Consider the following 19307-nt stretch of genomic DNA (forward strand, 5'->3'; position numbering starts at 1 on the left):
CAGCCACTGATGTTCTGACTGATGCACCGCATTCGCGAGCAAGCCCGCTCCCACACAAACCAGCTTCCACACTCGATCCCAATCGTTTCCGATGACTGGGCTGCATACAGATAAAAGAGGCTGGCTTAATTTTTATTTCGATCATAATATTTAGCAAAATATTACTAGTATAATTTTCTGTAATACCCCCGGAGCCCGCCATGCACCCTTCTCCCCTGCGCCTTCTCACCCCCCTGGCCCTGTTGATCCTCCTCAGCGGCTGCAACAGCCAGGCCGACACCGCCGCCCAAGCCCCCCAACCACGCCCGGTGCTCGCGGCCAAGGTCGAAGCCGCCCGCACCCAGCAAAACGCCTACACCGGCGTGGTCGCGGCGCGTACGGAAAGTGACCTGGGCTTCCGCGTCAGCGGCAAAGTCATCGAGCGCAAGGTCGACCCCGGCCAGCACGTCTCCCGTGGCGACACCTTGCTGGTGCTGGACATCGGCGACTTCGAACTGGCCCTGCGCTCGGCGAAAAACCGTGTCAACGCCGCCCAGGCCCAACTGCGCCAGCGCCGTGACGACGCAAACCGCTACCAGCGCCTGGCCAACACGGGCGCGGTGTCTCGGCAGATCTTCGACCAGTCGGCCACCAACCTGCGGGTCGCCGAAGCTGAGTTGGCCGCCGCGCAATCCGATGCCAGCCAGATCGAAAACCGCCGCACCTACTCCGTGCTCAAGGCCGACGGCGACGGCATCATCACCGACGTGCGGGTAGAGCGCGGCCAAGTGGTCGCCGAAGGTCAAGTCGTCGCCCGCCTGGCCCATGACGGCGCCCGCGAAGCCATCGTCAACCTGCCGGAAAACAGGCGCGACCAAGCCTCGCAACGCGCCCTGGCCTTCCCCTTCGGTGCGCCGGATCAAGCGGTGACCGCCACCCTGCGCGAACTGTCCGCCAGCGCCGACCCCACCACCCGCACCTACCGCGCCCGCTACGTGTTGCATGGCGCCGTCGAGCGCTTCGCCCTCGGTTCGACCATCACCGTGCGCCTGCAAGGCAACGGCCAGGCCCAGCACACCCGCGTGCCCATCGGCGCCTTGCAGGATGCGGGGCAAGGCCCCGGCGTGTGGCTGATCGGCACCGACGACCGCGTCAGCTTCGCCCCGGTCAATGTCGTCAGCCTCGGCCAGGAAGACGCCCTGCTCGACAGCGGCGTGGCCCCTGGCCAACTCATCGTCGCCCTCGGCGCCCATCTGCTGCACAGCGGTGATGCGGTACGCCTGCTGCCCGCCCAGGCACTGGCCCTCAACCGCAAGCAGGACCACTGAACATGCGCGGTATCAACCTCTCTGAACTGGCAGTCAAGCACCGCGCGGTCACCCTGTTCCTGATCCTCGCGATCCTCGCCGCCGGGGTCTTCTCGTTCGGCAAACTGGGCCGCGCGGAAGACCCGTCGTTTACCGTCAAGGTCATGACCATCACCGCCGCCTGGCCCGGCGCCACCGCCCAGGAAATGCAGGAACAGGTGGCCGACCGCCTGGAAAAACGCCTGCAGGAACTGGACGACTACGACCGCGTCGAAACCATCGCCCAGCCGGGCTTCGTGTCGATGCGCATGACCTTCAAGGAGTCCACGCGCCCCGGCGAGATCCAGGACCTGTTCTACCAGACCCGCAAAAAGCTCAGCGATGAAGCCGCGAAACTGCCCAAAGGCGTGATCGGCCCCTTCTTCAACGATGAATATTCCGACGTGTACTTCGCCTTGTACGCACTGGAAGCCGAACATTTGCCCCACCGCCAACAGGTGCAGATGGCCGAAGAACTGCGCCAGGGCTTGCTCAATCTGCCAGGCGTCAAGAAGGTGAATATCCTCGGCGAGCAAGCGCAGCGGGTGTTTGTCGAGTTTTCCTACGAGCGCCTGGCGACGCTCGGCATCAAGCCGGAGCAGATTTTTGCCGCACTGGCCGCGCAAAACGCCGTGGCGCCGTCGGGATTTGTCGAGACGGCCGGCGCCCGCGCCTATATCCGCATCGACGGCGCCTTCGACAGCCTGGCGCTGATCGAAAACGTGCCGCTGGAAGTCAGCGGCCGCGTCATGCGCATCGCCGATGTGGCCACCGTCAGCCGTGGCTATGAAGACCCGCCCAGCTACCGCATCCGCCACCAGGGCGACCCGGCGCTGATGCTCGGCGTAATCATGGAAAAGCACTGGAACGGCCTGGAGCTGGACAACAGCCTCAAGGCCGAGGAAGCCAGAATCCACGCTGACCTGCCCTTGGGCGTGAACTTCGCCAAGGTCTCCGACCAGGCGAAAAACATCCGCCTGGCGGTCAACGAATTCATGTTGAAATTCTTTGTCGCCCTCGCGGTGGTCATGCTGATTAGCCTGCTGGCCCTGGGCTTTCGCGTGGGGCTGGTGGTGGCGGCGGCCGTGCCGCTGACCCTGTCGATTGTGTTTGTAATCATGCTGCTCAGCGGTCGCGAGTTCGACCGCATTACCTTGGGCGCGCTGATTATTTCCCTGGGTTTGCTGGTGGACGACGCGATCATCGCCATCGAGATGATGGTGGTGAAACTGGAAGAAGGCTTTGACCGCATTCACGCCGCCACCTTCGCCTGGCGCTCCACGGCGGCGCCGATGCTGACCGGTACGCTGGTGACCATCATCGGCTTTCTGCCGGTGGGTTTTGCCCGTTCGGGGGCTGGGGAATATGCCGGCAATATCTTCTGGATCGTCGGTTTTGCGCTGATTTCATCCTGGCTGGTGGCGGTGGTCTTCACGCCGTATCTGGGGGTGAAACTGCTGCCGCAGATCAAACCGGTGCCCGGCGGGCACGACGCAATTTACGCCGGGCGGTATTACCAGAAGCTGCGCGGCGTGGTCGAAGCCTGTGTGCGGCGGCGCTGGTTGGTGACCGGCTTGGTGGTGGCGGCGTTTGTGCTGTGCGGGTTGGGCATGGGGCTGGTGAAGAAGCAGTTCTTCCCCAACTCCGACCGCTCCGAGCTGATTCTTGAGGTGTATATGCCGCCCGGCAGTGCGTTCAAAAGCACCGAAATGGTCGCTGCGCAGCTGGAAAAGGCCCTGCTGCAAGAACCGCAAACCACCCTGGTGGATACCTACGTGGGCGGCGGCGCGCCACGTTTTTTTCTGTCGTTGAACCCGGAATTGCCTGACCCGGCATTTGCCAAGTTGATCGTACAAACGGCGGATTCCCACGCCCGTGACGCCTTGAAACTACGCATGCGCGAGCGAATAGCAGCGGGAGAATTCCCTGCTGCCCGTGTGCGGGTGACGCAATTACTGTTCGGCCCGCCCGTGCCGTTCCCGGTGGTGTTCCGCGTTTCCGGGCCCAATGTGGACGTACTGCGCGGCGTCGCTGAAGACGTGCGCACAGTCGTCGCCGCGAACACGCTCACCAAGGACGCCTTCCTCGATTGGGGCGAGCGCACCAGCGGCTACCGCCTGGTGCTGGATCAAGACCGCCTGCGCCTGCTGGGGTTTACCCCCAACGAGGTCAAATCCCAGCTCAACGCCCTGCTCAGCGGCAACCCCATCACCGAAGTGCGCGAAGGCAACCGCACCGTGTCGGTGGTCGCCCGCGCCCAGGGCAGCCAGCGCGAAAACCTCGGCAACCTCCACAACATGACGCTCACCAACAGCACCGGCTCGGCGGTGCCGCTGGCCCAGGTCGGCCACTTCCAGGCGGTGATGGAGGAGCCGATCCTCAAACGCCGCAACCGCGCGGCCACCGTGGAAGTGCGCGCCGACATCATCGACGGCGTGCAGCCACCCGATGTGGAAATGGCCGTGTACAAAGACCTGCAACCCCTGCTCGCAACGCTGCCCGCCGGCTATCGGATCGACATCGGCGGCCCGGTTGAAGAAAGCGCCAAGGCCAACGTCGCACTGGCGGCGCTGTTCCCGATCATGATCCTGCTGACACTCACGGTAATCATGTTCCAGGTGCGCTCGTTTGGCGTGATGTTCATGGTCTTCGCCACCGCGCCCCTGGGCTTGATTGGCGCGGTGCCGACCTTGCTGCTGTTCAACCAGCCGTTCGGCTTCAACGCGATCCTGGGGCTGATCGGGATTGGCGGGATCCTGATGCGCAACACGCTGATCTTCACCGACCAGATCCGCCAGAACCAGGAACACGGCATGGCCATCCGCGCGGCGATTGTGGAAGCCACGGTCCGCCGCGCACGCCCGGTCATCCTCACCGCGCTGGCGGCGGCGCTGGCGTTTATCCCGTTGACGTTGTCGGTATTCTGGTCGTCCCTGGCCTACGTGCTGATTGGCGGAGTGCTGGTGGGCACCTTGTTGACGCTGCTGTTTCTGCCGGCGCTGTGCAGCTTGGTGCTGGGGCGAGAGAAGACGCGAGTTGTCGAAACGTCCCACGTAAGCGCCGGATAAGCTCTACTCCCCCACCCTGAAAACCTCTGCAAAGTCCCTCGCCTGATTTCACAGTGCGAGGGATTGCAGATGGACTTTCATGTTGTAGGGACACTGTCGTGAACCCGGCCATTGGCAGGCTGGCCCTGACCCCAATGGACGCGAAGACGGTCGACGCCGAAGGTGTCTTGCGCGATTTTCGCGAATGCCTGAACACCTTTGACGACTGGGCGCAACGCTTCTGGAGCGCTGCGGCGCTGGATGTCGAGCAGGTGTTCAAAGTCGGCGATGAAGTGGCGCTGGTCGCGCCCGTCAACCGCTCGATCATACCCAGCAGCACCGTCGCCACCTGCCAGGCCAATGGCACGTTGACCCTGGTGCACATGTTTCAGAGCACGCGCTTTGTGCCCATCGGCAACACGCCGGTGGTGCTGCAACGCGTCGATCCCCATGGCGGCCCGCTGGGCGAGCCTATTCACAAGACCATCGGGCCGAGCGGCACCCTCGAAATCACCGAGTGTGAGCGCAACCAGCAGTACCGGATCAATTTCTACCCCAACGTTTCCCAAGATCACGTCAAGGCGCTGTATGCGTCCTACCAATCGGTGATTGCCGAGCTGGAAGTGCGCCTACGTGAAGCGTGGACGAATACCTTCCAGGCGCAGTGGAAAACCTACACCGATGCCAGCCCGCTGCAGCGACGCAGGCTGGAGGAAGCAGCGTTTCTGGCTGGCATGGGTAAGACGCTCTACAACCTGTGGGACAACATCCCACAACTGTATGAGCTGTTGGCTGATATCAAGCCCAACAGCGAAAAGCTGTTGCAGTACCTCTCCCAAACCGAGCTCGACGCGCTGCTGGCACTGGGCAAGGACAGCCTGGCCAACGGTTTGCTGGTGCTCAGTGATGAGCCGCTGTTGTTCATCTATGTGTCGGCGATGGTCAGCTGGATGCGCATGCTGCCACCGCAGGAAGTCAGCGAGCTGATGGGAGAAATCACCAGTGAGGTGTTGATTGCCTTGCTGCTGATAAGGGTAGGCGCCGCGATGGGAGTTGCGTTGCAACTAGGGGCGCATGTGTTGCGCGCTATGAAGTCCGAGCGCGCGCGGCAGTGGTTGGCGTTGTTGGCCAAGCAACTGGCGGGGCCGAAGCTGGACGCGCATGTCGAGGTGTCGAAGCCGTTGTTGCTGGGAGGGCCGGCGACGGCGATCAAGATGATCCCGGATGTGCCGTTGAAGGCTGGGGATCAACTGGTTTCGAACCCTGTGCCGCTGGTGCGGGGCAAGGGTCGACAGCAGACCGTGCTGGTGAAGCACGAGCCTGTCGATGATGTGCCTGCTTCGGGCAGAAATGCCAACGCTGATGCGGCCGCTCCTGCGGACAAGACCGCCACCAACGGTTGCCCGGTGTCGATGGTCACCGGCGAGGAATTGCTCACCCTCACTGACGGTACGTTGGACGGGATTCTGCCGTTCGAGTGGACGCGGTTGTACCGCACCAGTGCGGTGGACGTGGAGTGTGGGTTGGGGTTTGGCTGGAGTCATGCGCTGGCCCACAGGCTTGCTGTTTCGGGCGATTCGGTGGTGTGGACGGATCATGAAAACCGCTCGACGGTTTTTCCCTTGCCTACGATTTCTCGGCCGGCCATCACCAATAGCCTGGCCGAAGCGGCCATTTATCTCGGTACTTTGCCTGACGAGTTGGTACTGGCGCAGGCGTCGCGTTTCTACCACTTTCAAGAAGGTTTGCTGACAGCCATCAGCGATGCGTATGACAACCGGCTGCGCATTTTCCGGGACCTGCTGGGGCGCATCGAGCGGCTGGACAACGGTGTCGGGCGTTCACTGTTTTTGCGTTATTCGGCCGATCGTATCGTGGCAGTGGATTACCAGATTCAGCGGGCCGAGGGTTCTGATCCCTACGTCTGGGTAACCGAGTACAGCGTTGTTTCCTACGCCTACGACGACCTTGGCCGGTTGGTGTCGGCGACCAATGCCGTAGGCGAAAGCGAGGTTTATCGCTACGACGATCAGCACGTGATTCTTGAGCGTGGCTTGGCCGGTGGGGCGAGCTTCTTCTGGGAGTGGGAACGGTCTGGCAAGGCCGCGCGATGCGTCCGGCATTGGGCGAGTTTTGCGCAGATGGACACGCGCTATACCTGGGAGGACGACGGGCGGGTCACGGTGTTTAACGCCGATGGTAGCCAGGAGGTTTACGTCCACGACCAGCGGGCGCGGTTGGTGCAGCGGGTTGATCCCGATGGCGCTACGCACATCAAATCCTATGACGACAAAGGCCGGCTGACGGTCGAGCAAGACCCGCTGGGGGCAGTGACGGCGTATCAGTACGACGACGCCGGACGCTTGGTGGCGCTGTTTCCGGGGGATGATGAGCCGACGTCCTACGAGCATGACAACGGCTTCGTACGGGTTGTAAGGCGTGGCGAGGCGGTCTGGAAGTACGAGCGCAATGATGAGGGCGATGTCACGCGCAGGACGGATCCAGACGGCAATGTCACGGACTACAGCTACAACCAATATGGGCAACTGACGGGGGTTTGGTATCCCGATCACAGCTGCCACCGGCTGGTGTGGAATGAACGCGGCCAGTTGGTTGAGGAGCAGTTGCCCAATGGCGGTATCAAGCGCTATCGCTATGACGACCTCGGGCGGCGGACCACGCACGAGGATGAACATGGCGCACTCACTCAATACGAGTGGAACAACGCCGGTCGCTTGATCCAGATCGTCCTGCCCAGCGGCGATACACGTAAATACAGCTACAACGCCTACGGAAAAATCACCTCCGAGCGGGATGAGCTGGGTCACGTTACCCGCTATGAATACGCCGATGGCCTACACCTCATCAGCCGGCGGATTAACGCCGACGGCACCCAGGTCAAATACCGCTACGACAACGTGCGCTTACTGCTGACCGAAATCGAAAACGAAGTCGGCGAAATCTATGGGTTGCAGTACCACCCCAACGGCCTGATCCAACAGGAAACCGGCTTCGACGGCCAGCGCACGTCCTACGTCTACGACCTCAACGGCAACCTGCAGGAAAAGACCGAATACGGCGATGACAGCAGTCAGCTCGTCACCCGCTACGAGCGCGACTTCGCCGGCCGCCTCGTACGAAAAACCCTGCCCGACAGTAGCACCGTCGATTACACCTACGACCGCCAAGGCAACCTCCTCGGCGTCGAAGACGGCCACTGGTCATTGGCCTACGAATACGACCGACAAAACCGCCTCACCGCCGAACACCAAGGCTGGGGCACCTTGCGCTACGGCTACGACGCCTGCGGCCAGCTGCAACACCTGCGCCTGCCCGACAACAACCGCATCACCTTCAACCACGGCAAAGGCGGCCACCTCGCCACCGTCGAACTCAACGGCGAACCCCTCACCTCGCACTTGTTCAAAGCCGGCCAGGAACACCAGCGCCAACAAGGCCAACTGCTCAGCCACTACCACCACGACGACCAGCAACGGCTGCACGCCCATACCGTTACCCAACAGCAAAACCACCTCTATCGCCGTCAGTACGACTACGACAAAACCGGCAACCTGACCCGCATCCTCGACACCCGCAAAGGCGAACACCACTACAGCTACGACCCGTTAAATCGCCTGACCCGCGCCGACCATTCCCAAGATCACCAGGAGCGTTTTTCCCACGACCCGGCGGGCAACCTGCTCATGCAAAACCGCCCCGGCCCGGACATCGTCGCGGGCAATCGGTTGATGATCCAGGGGGACCGGCACTACGACTATGACGCGTTCGGCAACCTGATCCAGGAGCGACGCGGCAAAGGCCACCAACTCGTCACCGAATACCGCTATGACTGCCAGCATCGGCTGATCGGCGTTACTCAACCGAACGGACAAACCGCCAGCTACCGCTACGACCCGTTTGGCCGACGCATCAGCAAAACCGTTGACGGCCTGACGACCGAGTTCTTCTGGCAAGGCGACAAACTAATAGCCGAACACCATGCGGATCGCCATCGCAGCTATCTCTACGAACCCAACAGCTTCCGCCCGCTGGCCCTGCTGGAAGGCTTCGGCCCCAACGCCGCCCAGCCCTACCACTACCAACTGGACCACCTCGGCACACCCCAGGAACTGACAAGCCCCGACGGCGAAATCGTCTGGTCCGCCCACTACCGCGCCTACGGCGAAATCACCCGCCTCGACGTCGGAGCAATCGACAACCCGCTGCGTTTCCAAGGCCAATACTTCGATCAGGAAAGTGGGCTGCACTACAACCGGCATCGCTACTACAATCCGGATATTGGTCGCTACCTGACGCCGGACCCGGTGAAGTTGGCGGGGGGGATCAATGGGTATAGGTATGTGCCTAATCCTACGGGGTGGGTGGATCCGCTGGGGTTAAGCACCTGCCCTGGTTCCGACGGATGTAAGCCAAAAGCAGGGCTCGAAGCCCCAAATGAAAGGGCAAGGGTTGATGAGAGACAACCCGCGATACCTAAACCAGCGCGGGACGAACGACGAGCGCGAATAGAGGATTTAACCGAAGCAAACGCCAAAAGACGGGTACTGGAATTAGAGGAAAAATACGACATGCACACTGTCGCCAAGCACGGCAAGGAGATACCAAGTACAGCAATGCAAAAACGTTCAATAGATGGCACTAACCCAGCTAATGGAAAAAAGGGAAAAGTAAACTCCAGCTCACAATTCAAAAGTTGGAAAATGCAACTCCACGCGCTCAACAAAGCCATCCACAAAATGCAGGACGGCAATCCGTCATACACGGGGCACGATCCGTCCGGCAACCCGGTAATCAAGATGGAAATGCCCGGTGCTGGCCACGGATACAAACCTAACAAGAAAGACAAAGACAACCCAAAGTACATAGAGAACATGGATCACGTCGAAGTTAGGTTTGACAAAAACGACAAAACCCGCCCATTTACTGCATTTCCATATTGAGCAATTACGATGCTGAAATCACCCTTTATAGATGCCCCGTTCACGCCAAAAATCTCTTACATTTTGGCAGCACTATCAATATATGACCTTGAAGAAACCAAAGGGGAAGCACTATGGAAGTTTGACCCCAACAGCCCTACCGACAGAGAAATAATAGTAAAAGAATTCATCTTGGAAGAACTTATGTACCTTTCTTACAGGCACAGATTTGTATTGATTTCAATGCTAAAAAATGCATTAAACGTACCAGACTTTGACTTCGCGAAAGAATTCGAAAGCGATCATGACGAATACATAACTATGGCTTGGGACGAAACCGAAATAACCGACCCCCGAGGTTTCTTCGCCGACATCTACCGACTCGCCAATGAGGTCTGGAAAGACGACCTCCAAAAAGCCAGCCTCGAAGATCAGTCAACGTGGTAGCTACACGCCCTACACCGACCTCAACCAACCAACCTGCACCGAACTCACCCGATTCCGCCCCCCACTCTTCGCCTCATACAACGCCAAATCCGCATCATTCAACCAACTGGTGGCATCCACATGCCCCAGTTGGTACGGCGCCAACCCAATGCTCAAGCTCGCACGCAACGTCGGGTCCTGCGCATACGCCAAGGCATTGAAGCGATCCCGCAACGCATCCATCACTTCCGTGGCGTGGTTGAGGGGCATGTCCGGCAGGATCACGCAGAATTCATCCCCGCCGTAGCGCCCGGCCAGGTCGGTGGCGCGCAGGTTCTGGCGCAGGACTTTGCTCAGCCGGCGTAGGACGATGTCGCCGGTGACGTGGCCGTAGGTGTCGTTGATGGTCTTGAAGTGGTCGATGTCGATCAGGGCGATGGCGGCGCCGGTGTGGCCGCGGCGGCAGCGTTGGAATTCGAGTTCCAGTTGGTCTTTCCACGCACCGTGGTTAAGCAGGCCGGACAGGCTGTCGGTGCGGCTCAGGGCCAGCAGTTCGCGTTTGTGCGAGGCCAGGGTGACGGCCTGGCGGTAGCAGATCCAGCCGAGGGCCAGGGGGTACACCATCAGGATTGGCAGGCAGGCGTAAAGCTGCGCCTGGGTGGTCACGCCGATAAACGCCGGGGCAAATACCAGCAATGCGGTGCCGATACCGAGGCCTTGGGCGAGCCAACCGGCGAGCATGAAGCGCAGCCCGCCGATGGCGACGTTGTTCATGGTCATCATCGACAGGGTGGTCACGGCGGGCAGCGGGTTGAAGTGCATGGCGCCGACCCAGAAGCCGCCGCAGAAAGAGTCGATGAGCAAATTGCGCCGCTCGCTGCGCAATGCATGCTCGCAGCGTCGCGAGATCAGGAAGGCCACGTGCGGCCAGATGAAGGCGTTGGTCAGCATCAGCGCCCACACCCAGGGGTGCGGGTTCAGCGGGTACATCGCAAAGGCCACGCACACAAAGCCGAGTGTCAGCCCCAGGGTGCGGGATTTGTACAAGCGCGAAGCGAGCGGAAGTCCCTTTCCTCCGACGGCTGCCATGGTGGTGTGCGATCCTGAGGTGATGCTCGGAGTCTATCAGGGCAACGGCAAATCGCCACTACCGCTCATAAGCTCAGGGCCTTCAGTGGGAAAAGCCCCGCGCCAGCATCAAGGCAACTCCCAGCAGCAGCACCGCCGTGACCCGTTGCAGCAGCACGCGCCGCGCGGGGTTGTCCAGCACATGCTTGATGCGCTGGCCGAAATAGCAGTACAGGCAGCCACTGGCAAACTGCAGCACCAGGAAGGTCAGGCCAAGGATGGCGATGTCCGACGCCGAGTTGTGCTCCCCTGCCCCGGCAAACTGTGGGAACACGGCGCTGAACATGATGATCGCCTTGGGGTTGGAAAACCCCGTAAGCAAGCCCTTGCCGAACAGGCTGCGCGCGCCCTCCACGGCACCGGCCTTGTCGGTTGGCACACCGCTGCTGGTCCACTGTTTGTAGGCGAGGTAAAGGATGTAGGCCACGCCGACCCACTGAATACCCTGGGTAATCGCGACATTGCCCTTTATCAACTCCGAAAAGCCCACGGCAAAGATCAGGATGGATACCAGGTACGACACACTGGCGCCGATCTGCGCCGGGATCGATCGGCGCAGGCCGTCCTTCAAGCCCAGGCTCAACAGCAGCATGGTCATGGGGCCGGGGCTGAAGGTCAGGGTCGCGCAAAACAGTAGGAAGTAGAGAAACGAGGAAAGCGTCAATGCGCTGGTCATGGCCGTGGACCTTGAAGGAGAAGGCTCGCAGTCTAGGCAAGTGGCCTTGCGCAAGGCAGGTAAAGTGCGGCCTAATCCGCCCGAACTTCACCGGTAAAATCACCGGCAAAGATAAGGAAGCCCCATGTTCGTCTCCGCCATCGCTTTTGTACCAGGCACACCCAAGGTGCAACAGATCGTCGAGGCATTCAGCCAGGCCATCGAGAATGGCGAGTGGGCGCCGGGCAGCAAGTTGCCGTCCGTGCGGGAACTGGGCCAGACATTGGGCGTGAGCAAGTTCACCCTCAATGAAGCCCTCGACCGCCTGCGCGGGCGCAACCTGCTGACGTCCAGCCAGGGCCGTGGCTATTTCGTCGCGGTGGACAGCGCGCGCCCGGCGTCATCGGCCTGGGTCGAATTGCTGCCCCAGGACCTGCTCAGCGTCCTGCGCCGGCCCCTGGCTACCGTCTACGGCGACCTGCGCCCCGGTGGCGGGCACTTGCCGGAAGACTGGCTGGACAGCGACGCCATCCGCCAAACCCTGCGCAGCGTGGTGCGCGCGCCGTCATTGCGCATCGCCGGGCTGGGCACGCCGGCCGGGCTGTTGCCGCTGCGCCAGGCCTTGCAGCAAAAGTTGCACGGCGAAGGCTTGTCGGTACCGGTGGAGCAAATCATCACCACCCCCAACACCGTGCAGGGCCTCGACATGCTCATGCGCCTGCTCGCCCGCCCCGGCGACAGCGTGTTGCTCGATGCGCCGTGCTACTTCAACTTCCACGCCAACCTCGCCCTCCACGGCGTCAAGGTGCTGACCCTCGAGCGGCGCCCCGACGGTTTCGACTTTGTCGCCCTCGAACAGCTGCTGGCCGAACATCGCCCCAGCCTGTACCTCACCACCGGCGTGCTGCATAACCCGACCGGGCATTCGTTCAGCCCCGGCCAGGCGTTTCGGCTGCTGCAACTGACCCGCCAGTACCAGTGCCACATCATCGAGGATGACCTCTACGGCGACCTGCACCCCAACCCGCCACCGCGCCTGGCCGCCCTCGCCGGCCTCGATCAGGTCACTTACCTGGCGGGTTTCTCCAAGATCCTCAGCGCCAACACCCGCGTCAGCTACGTGGTGGCCGCGCCGCAACTGGCCGCCAACCTGACCAACATGAAGCTGATGAGCGGCGGCATCACCTCGGAGCTGTTTGAACAGGTGGTGTACCGCATGCTCAGCGAAGGCAGTTACGCCAAGCATCGCAAGCGCATGCAGCAGCGCTTGATGGAGGCTGGCGGGCGCGTCGAACAATGGCTCAAGCGTTGCGGTTGCGTGTTGCCGATGGGCTATGAAGGCGGGATGTTTATCTGGGCGCACCTGCCGCCAGGGGTGAACGGCGAGCTATTGGCCCAGGATGCCTTGAAGCAAGGCATGGTGCTGGCGCCGGGCACGCTGTTTGGCTACGACCCGGCCCTGCCGGAGGCGATGCGCTTCAATGTGGCCCACAGTGATGCACCACAGGTGCATCAGGTGTTCGAAGCGCTGCTGCGCAAGCACCGCGCTAGCGGCGATGGGCCAGCGAGCGCACGCAGCGATCCCCCAGGCTCTGCACGCCCTGCACCAGCAGCACCAGCACAACCACCGTCACCACCATGATCTCGTTGTTGAAGCGCTGGTAGCCGTAGCGAATCGCCAGGTCGCCCAGCCCACCGCCGCCAATCACCCCGGCCATCGACGAAAAACCGATCAGCATCACCAGGGTCAACGTCACCCCGGCCACCAGCGCCGGCAGGGCTTCGGGCAGCAGCACCTTGAGGATCACATGGCGGATATCGCCGCCCATGGCCACGATGGCCTCGATGCGGCCCTTGTCCACTTCGTCCAGCGCGGTTTCGACGATGCGCGCAAAAAACGGAAACGCGCCAATGGTGATAGGCACCACGGCGGCGGTGCTGCCCAACGTGGTGCCGACGATCAGGCGTGTCAGCGGGATCAACGCGATCAGCATCACCACAAACGGCAGCGAGCGCCCCAGGTTAATCACCGCGCCCAGCCCACGGTTGAGGCGTGGCAATGGCAACAGCCCGCCGCGTCGGCTGATAAACAGCAAAACGCCCAGCGGCAAGCCGATCAATAGGGTAAACAACCCGGCCAGCAGCACCATGTACAGGGTCTCACCGGTGGCGTTGAGCAGCAGTTGCAGGATGTCACTCCAATCGGTCTTCATACCGCCCTCACCACTTGCAGGCTGGGGGCCAGCGAACGACCGAGGCGCGAGGCCGGATCGGCTTGCAGTTGCACCAGCGTGCCGCTTTCCACCACGCGACCATCGGCCAGGGACACCGCGCTGTCGCAAATCGCCTTGACCACCTCCAGCTCGTGGGTAATCAGCACAATGGTCACCCCCAGTTTGCGGTTGATGTCGCGCAACAGCTCAAGGATCGACGCCGTGGTTTCCGGGTCCAGCGCACTGGTGGCTTCATCCGACAGCAAATACGCCGGCCGCGCCGCCAATGCACGGGCGATGCCTACGCGTTGTTTCTGCCCGCCCGACAGCTGCGAAGGAAACGCCTGCGCCTTATCACTCAACCCCACCAACGCCAACAACTCGGCGACCCGCGCCGCGCGCTCGGCCTTGGGCACGTTGCCGATCTCCAGCGGCACCGCGACGTTATCCGCCACATTGCGCGAATGCAGGAGGTTGAAGCCCTGGAAGATCATGCCAATGCGCTGGCGTTGCTCGCGCAGGGCCTTGCCGGTGAGTTGCGTGAGGTCCCGGCCGTCCAGCAGGATGCGCCCGCTGGTGGGCCGTTCCAGCAGGTTGAGGCAGCGCAACAAGGTACTTTTGCCCGCACCGCTGCGCCCGACAATGCCAAAGATCGAGCCTTCGGCGATGTGCAGCGAGACGTTGTCCAACGCCGGCGGCTGGCCGTCGGCGTAGGTTTTGCTGACACCCTCGACAGCGATCATTCGACCGCCACCGGGATTACGGAGCCTGCGTATTTTTCGCTGATGAACTTGGCCACCTGCGGCGAGCGCAGGTCCTTGGCCAATTGTTCGATGCGCGGGTCTTGCGCCAGTTTCGGCGTGGTCACCAGGATATTCGCGTAGGGGTTGCCCTTCGCCGCTTCCAGGCCCAACGCATCCTTGGCCGGCTCCAGGCCGGCTTCCAGGGCGAAGTTGCCGTTGATTACCGCCAGGTCCACATCATCCAGGGCGCGGGGGATCTGCGGCGATTCGATTTCAAGGATCTTCAAGTGCTTGGGGTTTTCGGCGATGTCCTTGGGCGTGGCCTGGTCCTTGGCCGCATCGTTGAAACCCGGCTTGAGCTTAATCAAGCCATTGGCTTGCAACAGGTACAGGGCACGGCTCAGGTTGGTGACGTTGTTTGGCACGGCGACGGTGCCTTTGTCCGGCACCTGGTCGAAGCTCTTGTGGCGGCGCGAGTAAATGCCCAGCGGCTCGATGTGCACCGTGGCGGCCACGGTGAACTTCTGCCCGAGGGCTTGCTCCTGAGAGGCCAGGTACGGCAGATGCTGGAAGTAATTGGCGTCCACGTCACCATGGGCCAGCAACTCATTGGAGTTCACGCCGCTGGGGATCTCGATGATTTTCAGCTTCAGGTCCGGGTCGAGTTTCTGTACGAATTCGAGGATCTGCGCGTGGGGAATCGGGTCGGCGGCGACGCGCAAGGCATCGGCCGCCGACACGCTGAATGAAGCCAGCAACACTGCCAGGGTAAGGGCGGATTTCTTCAACATGGGTGAACTCCAGATCAGGCGGACAGTGCTTGGGGAAGTGTGGCGTCGGCGTAGAAACGTTGGGCGACATCGGGGTGCGAGCGCAGGCGGCCTTTCAGGTAATTCCAACCGACGTCACGCAGCAGCGGGTTGCGCGGATCGCTTTCGGGGCCGTGGGCATCGCGCAGCAGCTCGGGGGCGAGTTGGTACACCGGCACCACCGCGTCCAGCTGCGCGCCGAGGAAAAACGCGAGGGACAAGCGCTCGCTGCCTACCGGTGGCGAGACCACACGGTGCACGGTAGCGCGCAGGTAACCGTTGCTGGCCAGCTCCAGCAATTCGCCGATATTCACCACCAGCGTGTCGGGGCGCGGCGACGCATCGATCCAGCGGCCTTCTTCCACTTCCACCTGCAAGCCGGCTTGCTGGTCTTGCAGCAGGAAGCTCAAGAAACCGGAATCCTTGTGCGCGCCGACGCCTTGGCGGCTCTGCTGCGCATGGCGGCCGGGGTAGCGGATCAGCTTGATATGTTCGTTGGGTTTATCGCCGTACAGCGCGTCGAAGGCGTTTTCCGGCAGAGACAAGGCCTGGGCAAACGCGCGCAACAGGCGCAGGGCCATTTGCGTCATTGCCTGCTGCCAGGCGAGCACCAACGGCTTGAGGTCGGGCAACGCCTGCGGCCACAGGTTGGGGCCTTGCAGGCGGGCCCAGGCGGCGGGGTGTTGTTGCACATTCAGCGGCTCGCGCTCGGCACCCACGTCGAACTGTTCGCGCAGGTCTGGCTGGCCGCGGGTGATCTCCGAGGCAGCGCGGTTGTAGCCGCGAAAATGCGCGGAATTAATCATGCCGACGGCAAGCTTATCGGCGTCGGGCAAGGCAAAAAATGCCCGCGCCTGCTGCTGCACCTGGGCGAGCAGCGCCGGGTCGATGCCGTGGCCGGTGAGGTAGAAAAAGCCGATATGCCGCGCGGCAAAACGCAGCTCGTCGAGAAACTGCTGGCGTGGTTGCGGGCCGGCGTCGAGCCGTGACAAGTCGAGCAGCGGCAAGGTGGTGATTGACTGAAGCTGCGACATCGGCGGCTCACTCCATAAACGTCTTGGGTTGGAGTCACCAATCTAAATGATCTTAAAAAAACGTAATAAATACCTTTTTGGCATTAGCTTAAGCTGCCCTGTGCCCGAACTCGGTCAAAGTGTGGGAGCCAGCTCCCACAGAAAAGCACTCCGGTTTGCAGCCTTCAGCCCGGCAACGGAATCACCCGCAACGGCCTTACCGACTTATACGAAAAACTCGAATAGATCTCCTTGACACACGGCAGCGTCTGCAACACCTCCCGCGCAAACTCGCCAAATGACTCCAGGTCCTTGGCCACCACTTCCAGCAAGAAGTCATAGCGCCCCGACACGTTATGGCACGCCACAATTTCCGGGATCTCCAGCAAACGCTGTTCAAACGCGCGGGCGATTTCCTGGGTGTGGCTCTCCATCATGATGTTCACAAACGCGGTCACCCCATACCCCAGCGCCTTGGGCGACAGGATCGCCTGGTAGCCACTGATTACCCCGCTCTCCTCCAGGTTGCGCACCCGGCGCCAGCACGGCGAGGTGGTCAGGGAGACGCGGTCGGCCAGCTCGGCCACCGTCAGGCGGGCATTGCCTTGCAGCGCGTTTAACAGGGCTTTGTCGGTACGGTCCAGGCTTACGGGCATAACGTGCCTCTAATCATTATTTTTATGGGCTTTTCGTTCACTGGCGTGGGAAATGTCAGCAAACTTTGCAAGGTTCATCTGTGGTTATGAGCATAGCATTGTAGGAAATAAGGAGCGTCCGACATGAACAATAAACACAATGCATTCGGCTTTTCCACCCGCGCCATCCATCACGGCTATGACCCCCAGGACCACCACGGCGCCCTCGTGCCGCCTATTTATCTGTCCGCCACGTTCGCCTTTCCTACCGCCGAATACGGCGCTGCCTGCTTCGCCGGCGAGGAAAACGGGCACTTCTACACACGCATTTCCAACCCGACCCTGGCCCTGCTGGAATCGCGCATGGCCACCCTGGAAAACGGCGAAGCCGCCGTGGCGTTCAGTTCCGGCATGGGCGCGATTGCCGCGACGTTCTGGACCTTGCTGCGCCCCGGCGACGAAGTGATCGTCAGCCAGACCCTGTACGGCTGCACCTTCGCCCTGCTGCACCATGGCATTGCGGAGTTCGGCATCAAGGTGCGGCACGTCGACTTGACTGACCTCGCCGCCTTGCGGGCGGCCCTCAGCCCCGCCACCCGCATGATCTACTGCGAAACCCCGGCCAACCCCAACCTGCAACTGGTGGATATCGCCGCCGTGGCCGCCCTGGCCCACGCCCAGCCGAATATCACCGTGGTGGTCGATAACACCTACTGCACGCCGTACCTGCAACGCCCGCTGGAACTGGGCGCGGATGTGGTGGTGCACTCGGCCACCAAGTACCTCAGCGGGCACGGCGATATCACCGCCGGCATCGCCGTGAGCAGCCACGCCCTGGCGCAACGCATCCGCCTGCAAGGGCTCAAGGACCTGACCGGCGCGGTGATGTCGCCGCAGGATGCGTCCTTGCTGATGCGCGGCCTCAAGACCCTGGCCCTGCGCATGGACCGCCATTGCGCCAATGCCCAGGCCGTGGCCGAAGCCTTGCAGGCCCACCCGGCCGTGCAGTGGGTGACCTACCCCGGCCTGCGATCTTTCCCACAATACGAATTGGCACAGCGCCAGATGAAAATGCCTGGCGGCATGATCGCCTTCGAACTCAAGGGTGGCATCGACAGCGGGCGCCGCTTCATGAACGCGCTGCAACTGTTCACCCGCGCCGTCAGCCTGGGGGACGCCGAGTCGCTGGCCCAACACCCGGCCAGCATGACCCATTCCACCTACACCCCGGAGCAGCGCGCGCACCACGGCATCAGCGAAGGGCTGGTACGGTTGTCGGTGGGCCTGGAGGATGTCGCCGATCTGTTGGCGGATGTGCACCAGGCGCTGGCCAAAAGCACGCGCACGGCACCGCGCCACGCCGCCAGGGCGGAGCACGCGCTGAAATAAGCCCTAGGTTCGACGTTATTCTTTCCTACATCGGTGGTCGGATCGCTCCGACTACCGTTATGCAGTTTTAATCTAGATTAATCCGGATTGGATCCCCTTCCCGCCGCCCCGCTGTACTAGCATACCTCTCGACGGGAAGCGCTCTCACCGTGGGGTATTCGCATTAGTTGATTCCCGTCGCGTCATGGCTGAATACCTGCACTCGAAACTCATGGACGAAGCAGATGAACTCACACCTGTTCCCACATATAGGCAAGGTCATCGCCAGCACCGGAAGTCGCCATTTCCCACGCATGCTGCATGACCTGATCCTCACTCAACTGGCCGTGGACGCTACCCATATCACGCAGCTGCGGGTCAGCTCCGAAGGGCACACCCGCCGCGCGATCAGCCCGGTCTACACCGACTCGGTGGCGGTCATGGGTGACGAACAACCCGCCGCCCAATTGCACCTCACGCGCCACAAGGACGATGTGCGCTACGTACTCTCGGTGTACCGCTCGCACCCCTCGGAGAATTTCTCGCCCCAGGAACGCAGCATGCTGCAGGACTTCTCCACCCTGCTGCTGCCCATGGTGGAAAAACACATCGCCGCGATCCAGCCCTGCCGGCTCGACACCGATTCGGTGATGGCGCAGAACCAGGGCATCGAAACCCTGCGCCGGCGCATTGAGGAACGCCTGGTGCAATCGGGGCTGACCCTGTCCAGGCGCGAACTGGAAGTGTGCGTCGGCCTGCTGGCGGGGCGCACCGCGCCGGAGCTGGCGGAGCAGTTGGCGCTGAAGGTCAACACCATCGAAAGCTACCTCAAGCGCGCGTCGATCAAGCTGGGGATCAGTGGGCGGCATTCGTTGTTGCGGTGGATGTATGCAACGGAAGACACCGCCAGCCTTTAGGCCAACACAGTTCTAACTGTAGGAACTGGCTTGTGTGGGAGCGGGCTTGCTCGCGAAAGCGGTGAATCAGTCACCTGATGCATTGGCT

14 protein-coding genes are annotated in these 19307 nt (G+C 61.7%); 7 read left to right on the forward strand and 7 right to left on the reverse strand.

Going from position 1 to position 19307, the window contains the following annotated elements; genetic code table 11:
* The first annotated feature begins 200 nt into the window (after positions 1-200).
* The 4 genes from NUV89_RS18205 to NUV89_RS18220 all read left to right on the forward strand — a co-directional run bounded on the left by NUV89_RS18205 (position 201) and on the right by NUV89_RS18220 (position 9759).
* On the forward strand, positions 201-1307 hold the full coding sequence (locus tag NUV89_RS18205; RefSeq protein ID WP_257782394.1) for an efflux RND transporter periplasmic adaptor subunit: 1107 nt from the start codon (positions 201-203) through the stop codon (positions 1305-1307).
* Positions 1308-1309: 2 nt separating this feature from the next.
* Positions 1310-4393, forward strand: coding sequence for an efflux RND transporter permease subunit (locus NUV89_RS18210; RefSeq protein WP_257782395.1), 3084 nt, complete (start codon positions 1310-1312; stop codon positions 4391-4393).
* Between the two features lie 134 nt (positions 4394-4527).
* Positions 4528-9333 (forward strand): RHS repeat-associated core domain-containing protein, encoded by a 4806-nt coding sequence (locus NUV89_RS18215; protein WP_257782405.1) that lies wholly within the window; start codon positions 4528-4530, stop codon positions 9331-9333.
* 9 nt (positions 9334-9342) lie between these two features.
* A complete protein-coding gene (locus tag NUV89_RS18220) occupies positions 9343-9759 on the forward strand; it encodes a hypothetical protein (protein ID WP_257782396.1) in 417 nt (138 codons plus the stop codon).
* A gap of 9 nt (positions 9760-9768) precedes the next feature.
* Here the strand turns inward: NUV89_RS18220 and NUV89_RS18225 are convergent, their stop codons facing one another.
* A complete protein-coding gene (locus tag NUV89_RS18225) occupies positions 9769-10827 on the reverse strand; it encodes a diguanylate cyclase (protein ID WP_257782397.1) in 1059 nt (352 codons plus the stop codon).
* Between the two features lie 82 nt (positions 10828-10909).
* Positions 10910-11542, reverse strand: a complete 633-nt coding sequence (locus NUV89_RS18230; protein ID WP_257782398.1) for a LysE family translocator — start codon at positions 11540-11542, stop codon at positions 10910-10912.
* Between the two features lie 124 nt (positions 11543-11666).
* Here NUV89_RS18230 and NUV89_RS18235 point away from each other — a divergent pair, with 124 nt between their 5' ends.
* A complete protein-coding gene (locus NUV89_RS18235; RefSeq protein ID WP_257782399.1) occupies positions 11667-13163 on the forward strand; it encodes a PLP-dependent aminotransferase family protein in 1497 nt (498 codons plus the stop codon).
* On the opposite strand, the gene NUV89_RS18240 is transcribed toward NUV89_RS18235, so the two are convergent.
* From NUV89_RS18240 to NUV89_RS18260, 5 genes are all read right to left on the reverse strand, one after another.
* Positions 13069-13734: a methionine ABC transporter permease gene (locus NUV89_RS18240; protein ID WP_207042385.1), complete on the reverse strand. Its 666-nt coding sequence runs from the start codon at positions 13732-13734 to the stop codon at positions 13069-13071. The genes NUV89_RS18235 and NUV89_RS18240 overlap by 95 nt on opposite strands.
* Positions 13731-14477, reverse strand: coding sequence for a methionine ABC transporter ATP-binding protein (locus NUV89_RS18245; RefSeq protein WP_257782400.1), 747 nt, complete (start codon positions 14475-14477; stop codon positions 13731-13733). The genes NUV89_RS18240 and NUV89_RS18245 overlap by 4 nt, the downstream gene beginning before the upstream one ends.
* A complete protein-coding gene (locus NUV89_RS18250; RefSeq protein WP_257782401.1) occupies positions 14474-15268 on the reverse strand; it encodes a MetQ/NlpA family ABC transporter substrate-binding protein in 795 nt (264 codons plus the stop codon). Before NUV89_RS18250 ends, NUV89_RS18245 begins: the two co-directional genes overlap by 4 nt.
* A gap of 14 nt (positions 15269-15282) precedes the next feature.
* Positions 15283-16320, reverse strand: a complete 1038-nt coding sequence (locus NUV89_RS18255; RefSeq protein ID WP_257782402.1) for an isopenicillin N synthase family oxygenase — start codon at positions 16318-16320, stop codon at positions 15283-15285.
* 164 nt (positions 16321-16484) lie between these two features.
* Positions 16485-16955 carry an Lrp/AsnC family transcriptional regulator gene (locus NUV89_RS18260; protein ID WP_017739424.1) on the reverse strand — a complete coding sequence of 157 codons (471 nt, stop codon included), beginning with the start codon at positions 16953-16955 and terminating at the stop codon, positions 16485-16487.
* A gap of 123 nt (positions 16956-17078) precedes the next feature.
* Here NUV89_RS18260 and NUV89_RS18265 point away from each other — a divergent pair, with 123 nt between their 5' ends.
* Positions 17079-18323: a methionine gamma-lyase gene (locus NUV89_RS18265; RefSeq protein WP_257782403.1), complete on the forward strand. Its 1245-nt coding sequence runs from the start codon at positions 17079-17081 to the stop codon at positions 18321-18323.
* Positions 18324-18547: 224 nt separating this feature from the next.
* Positions 18548-19219 carry a LuxR C-terminal-related transcriptional regulator gene (locus NUV89_RS18270; protein ID WP_257782404.1) on the forward strand — a complete coding sequence of 224 codons (672 nt, stop codon included), beginning with the start codon at positions 18548-18550 and terminating at the stop codon, positions 19217-19219.
* Positions 19220-19307 lie beyond the last annotated feature (88 nt).

This window comes from Pseudomonas sp. 18.1.10, from assembly GCF_024655625.1.
Taxonomy (GTDB): Bacteria; Pseudomonadota; Gammaproteobacteria; order Pseudomonadales; family Pseudomonadaceae; genus Aquipseudomonas.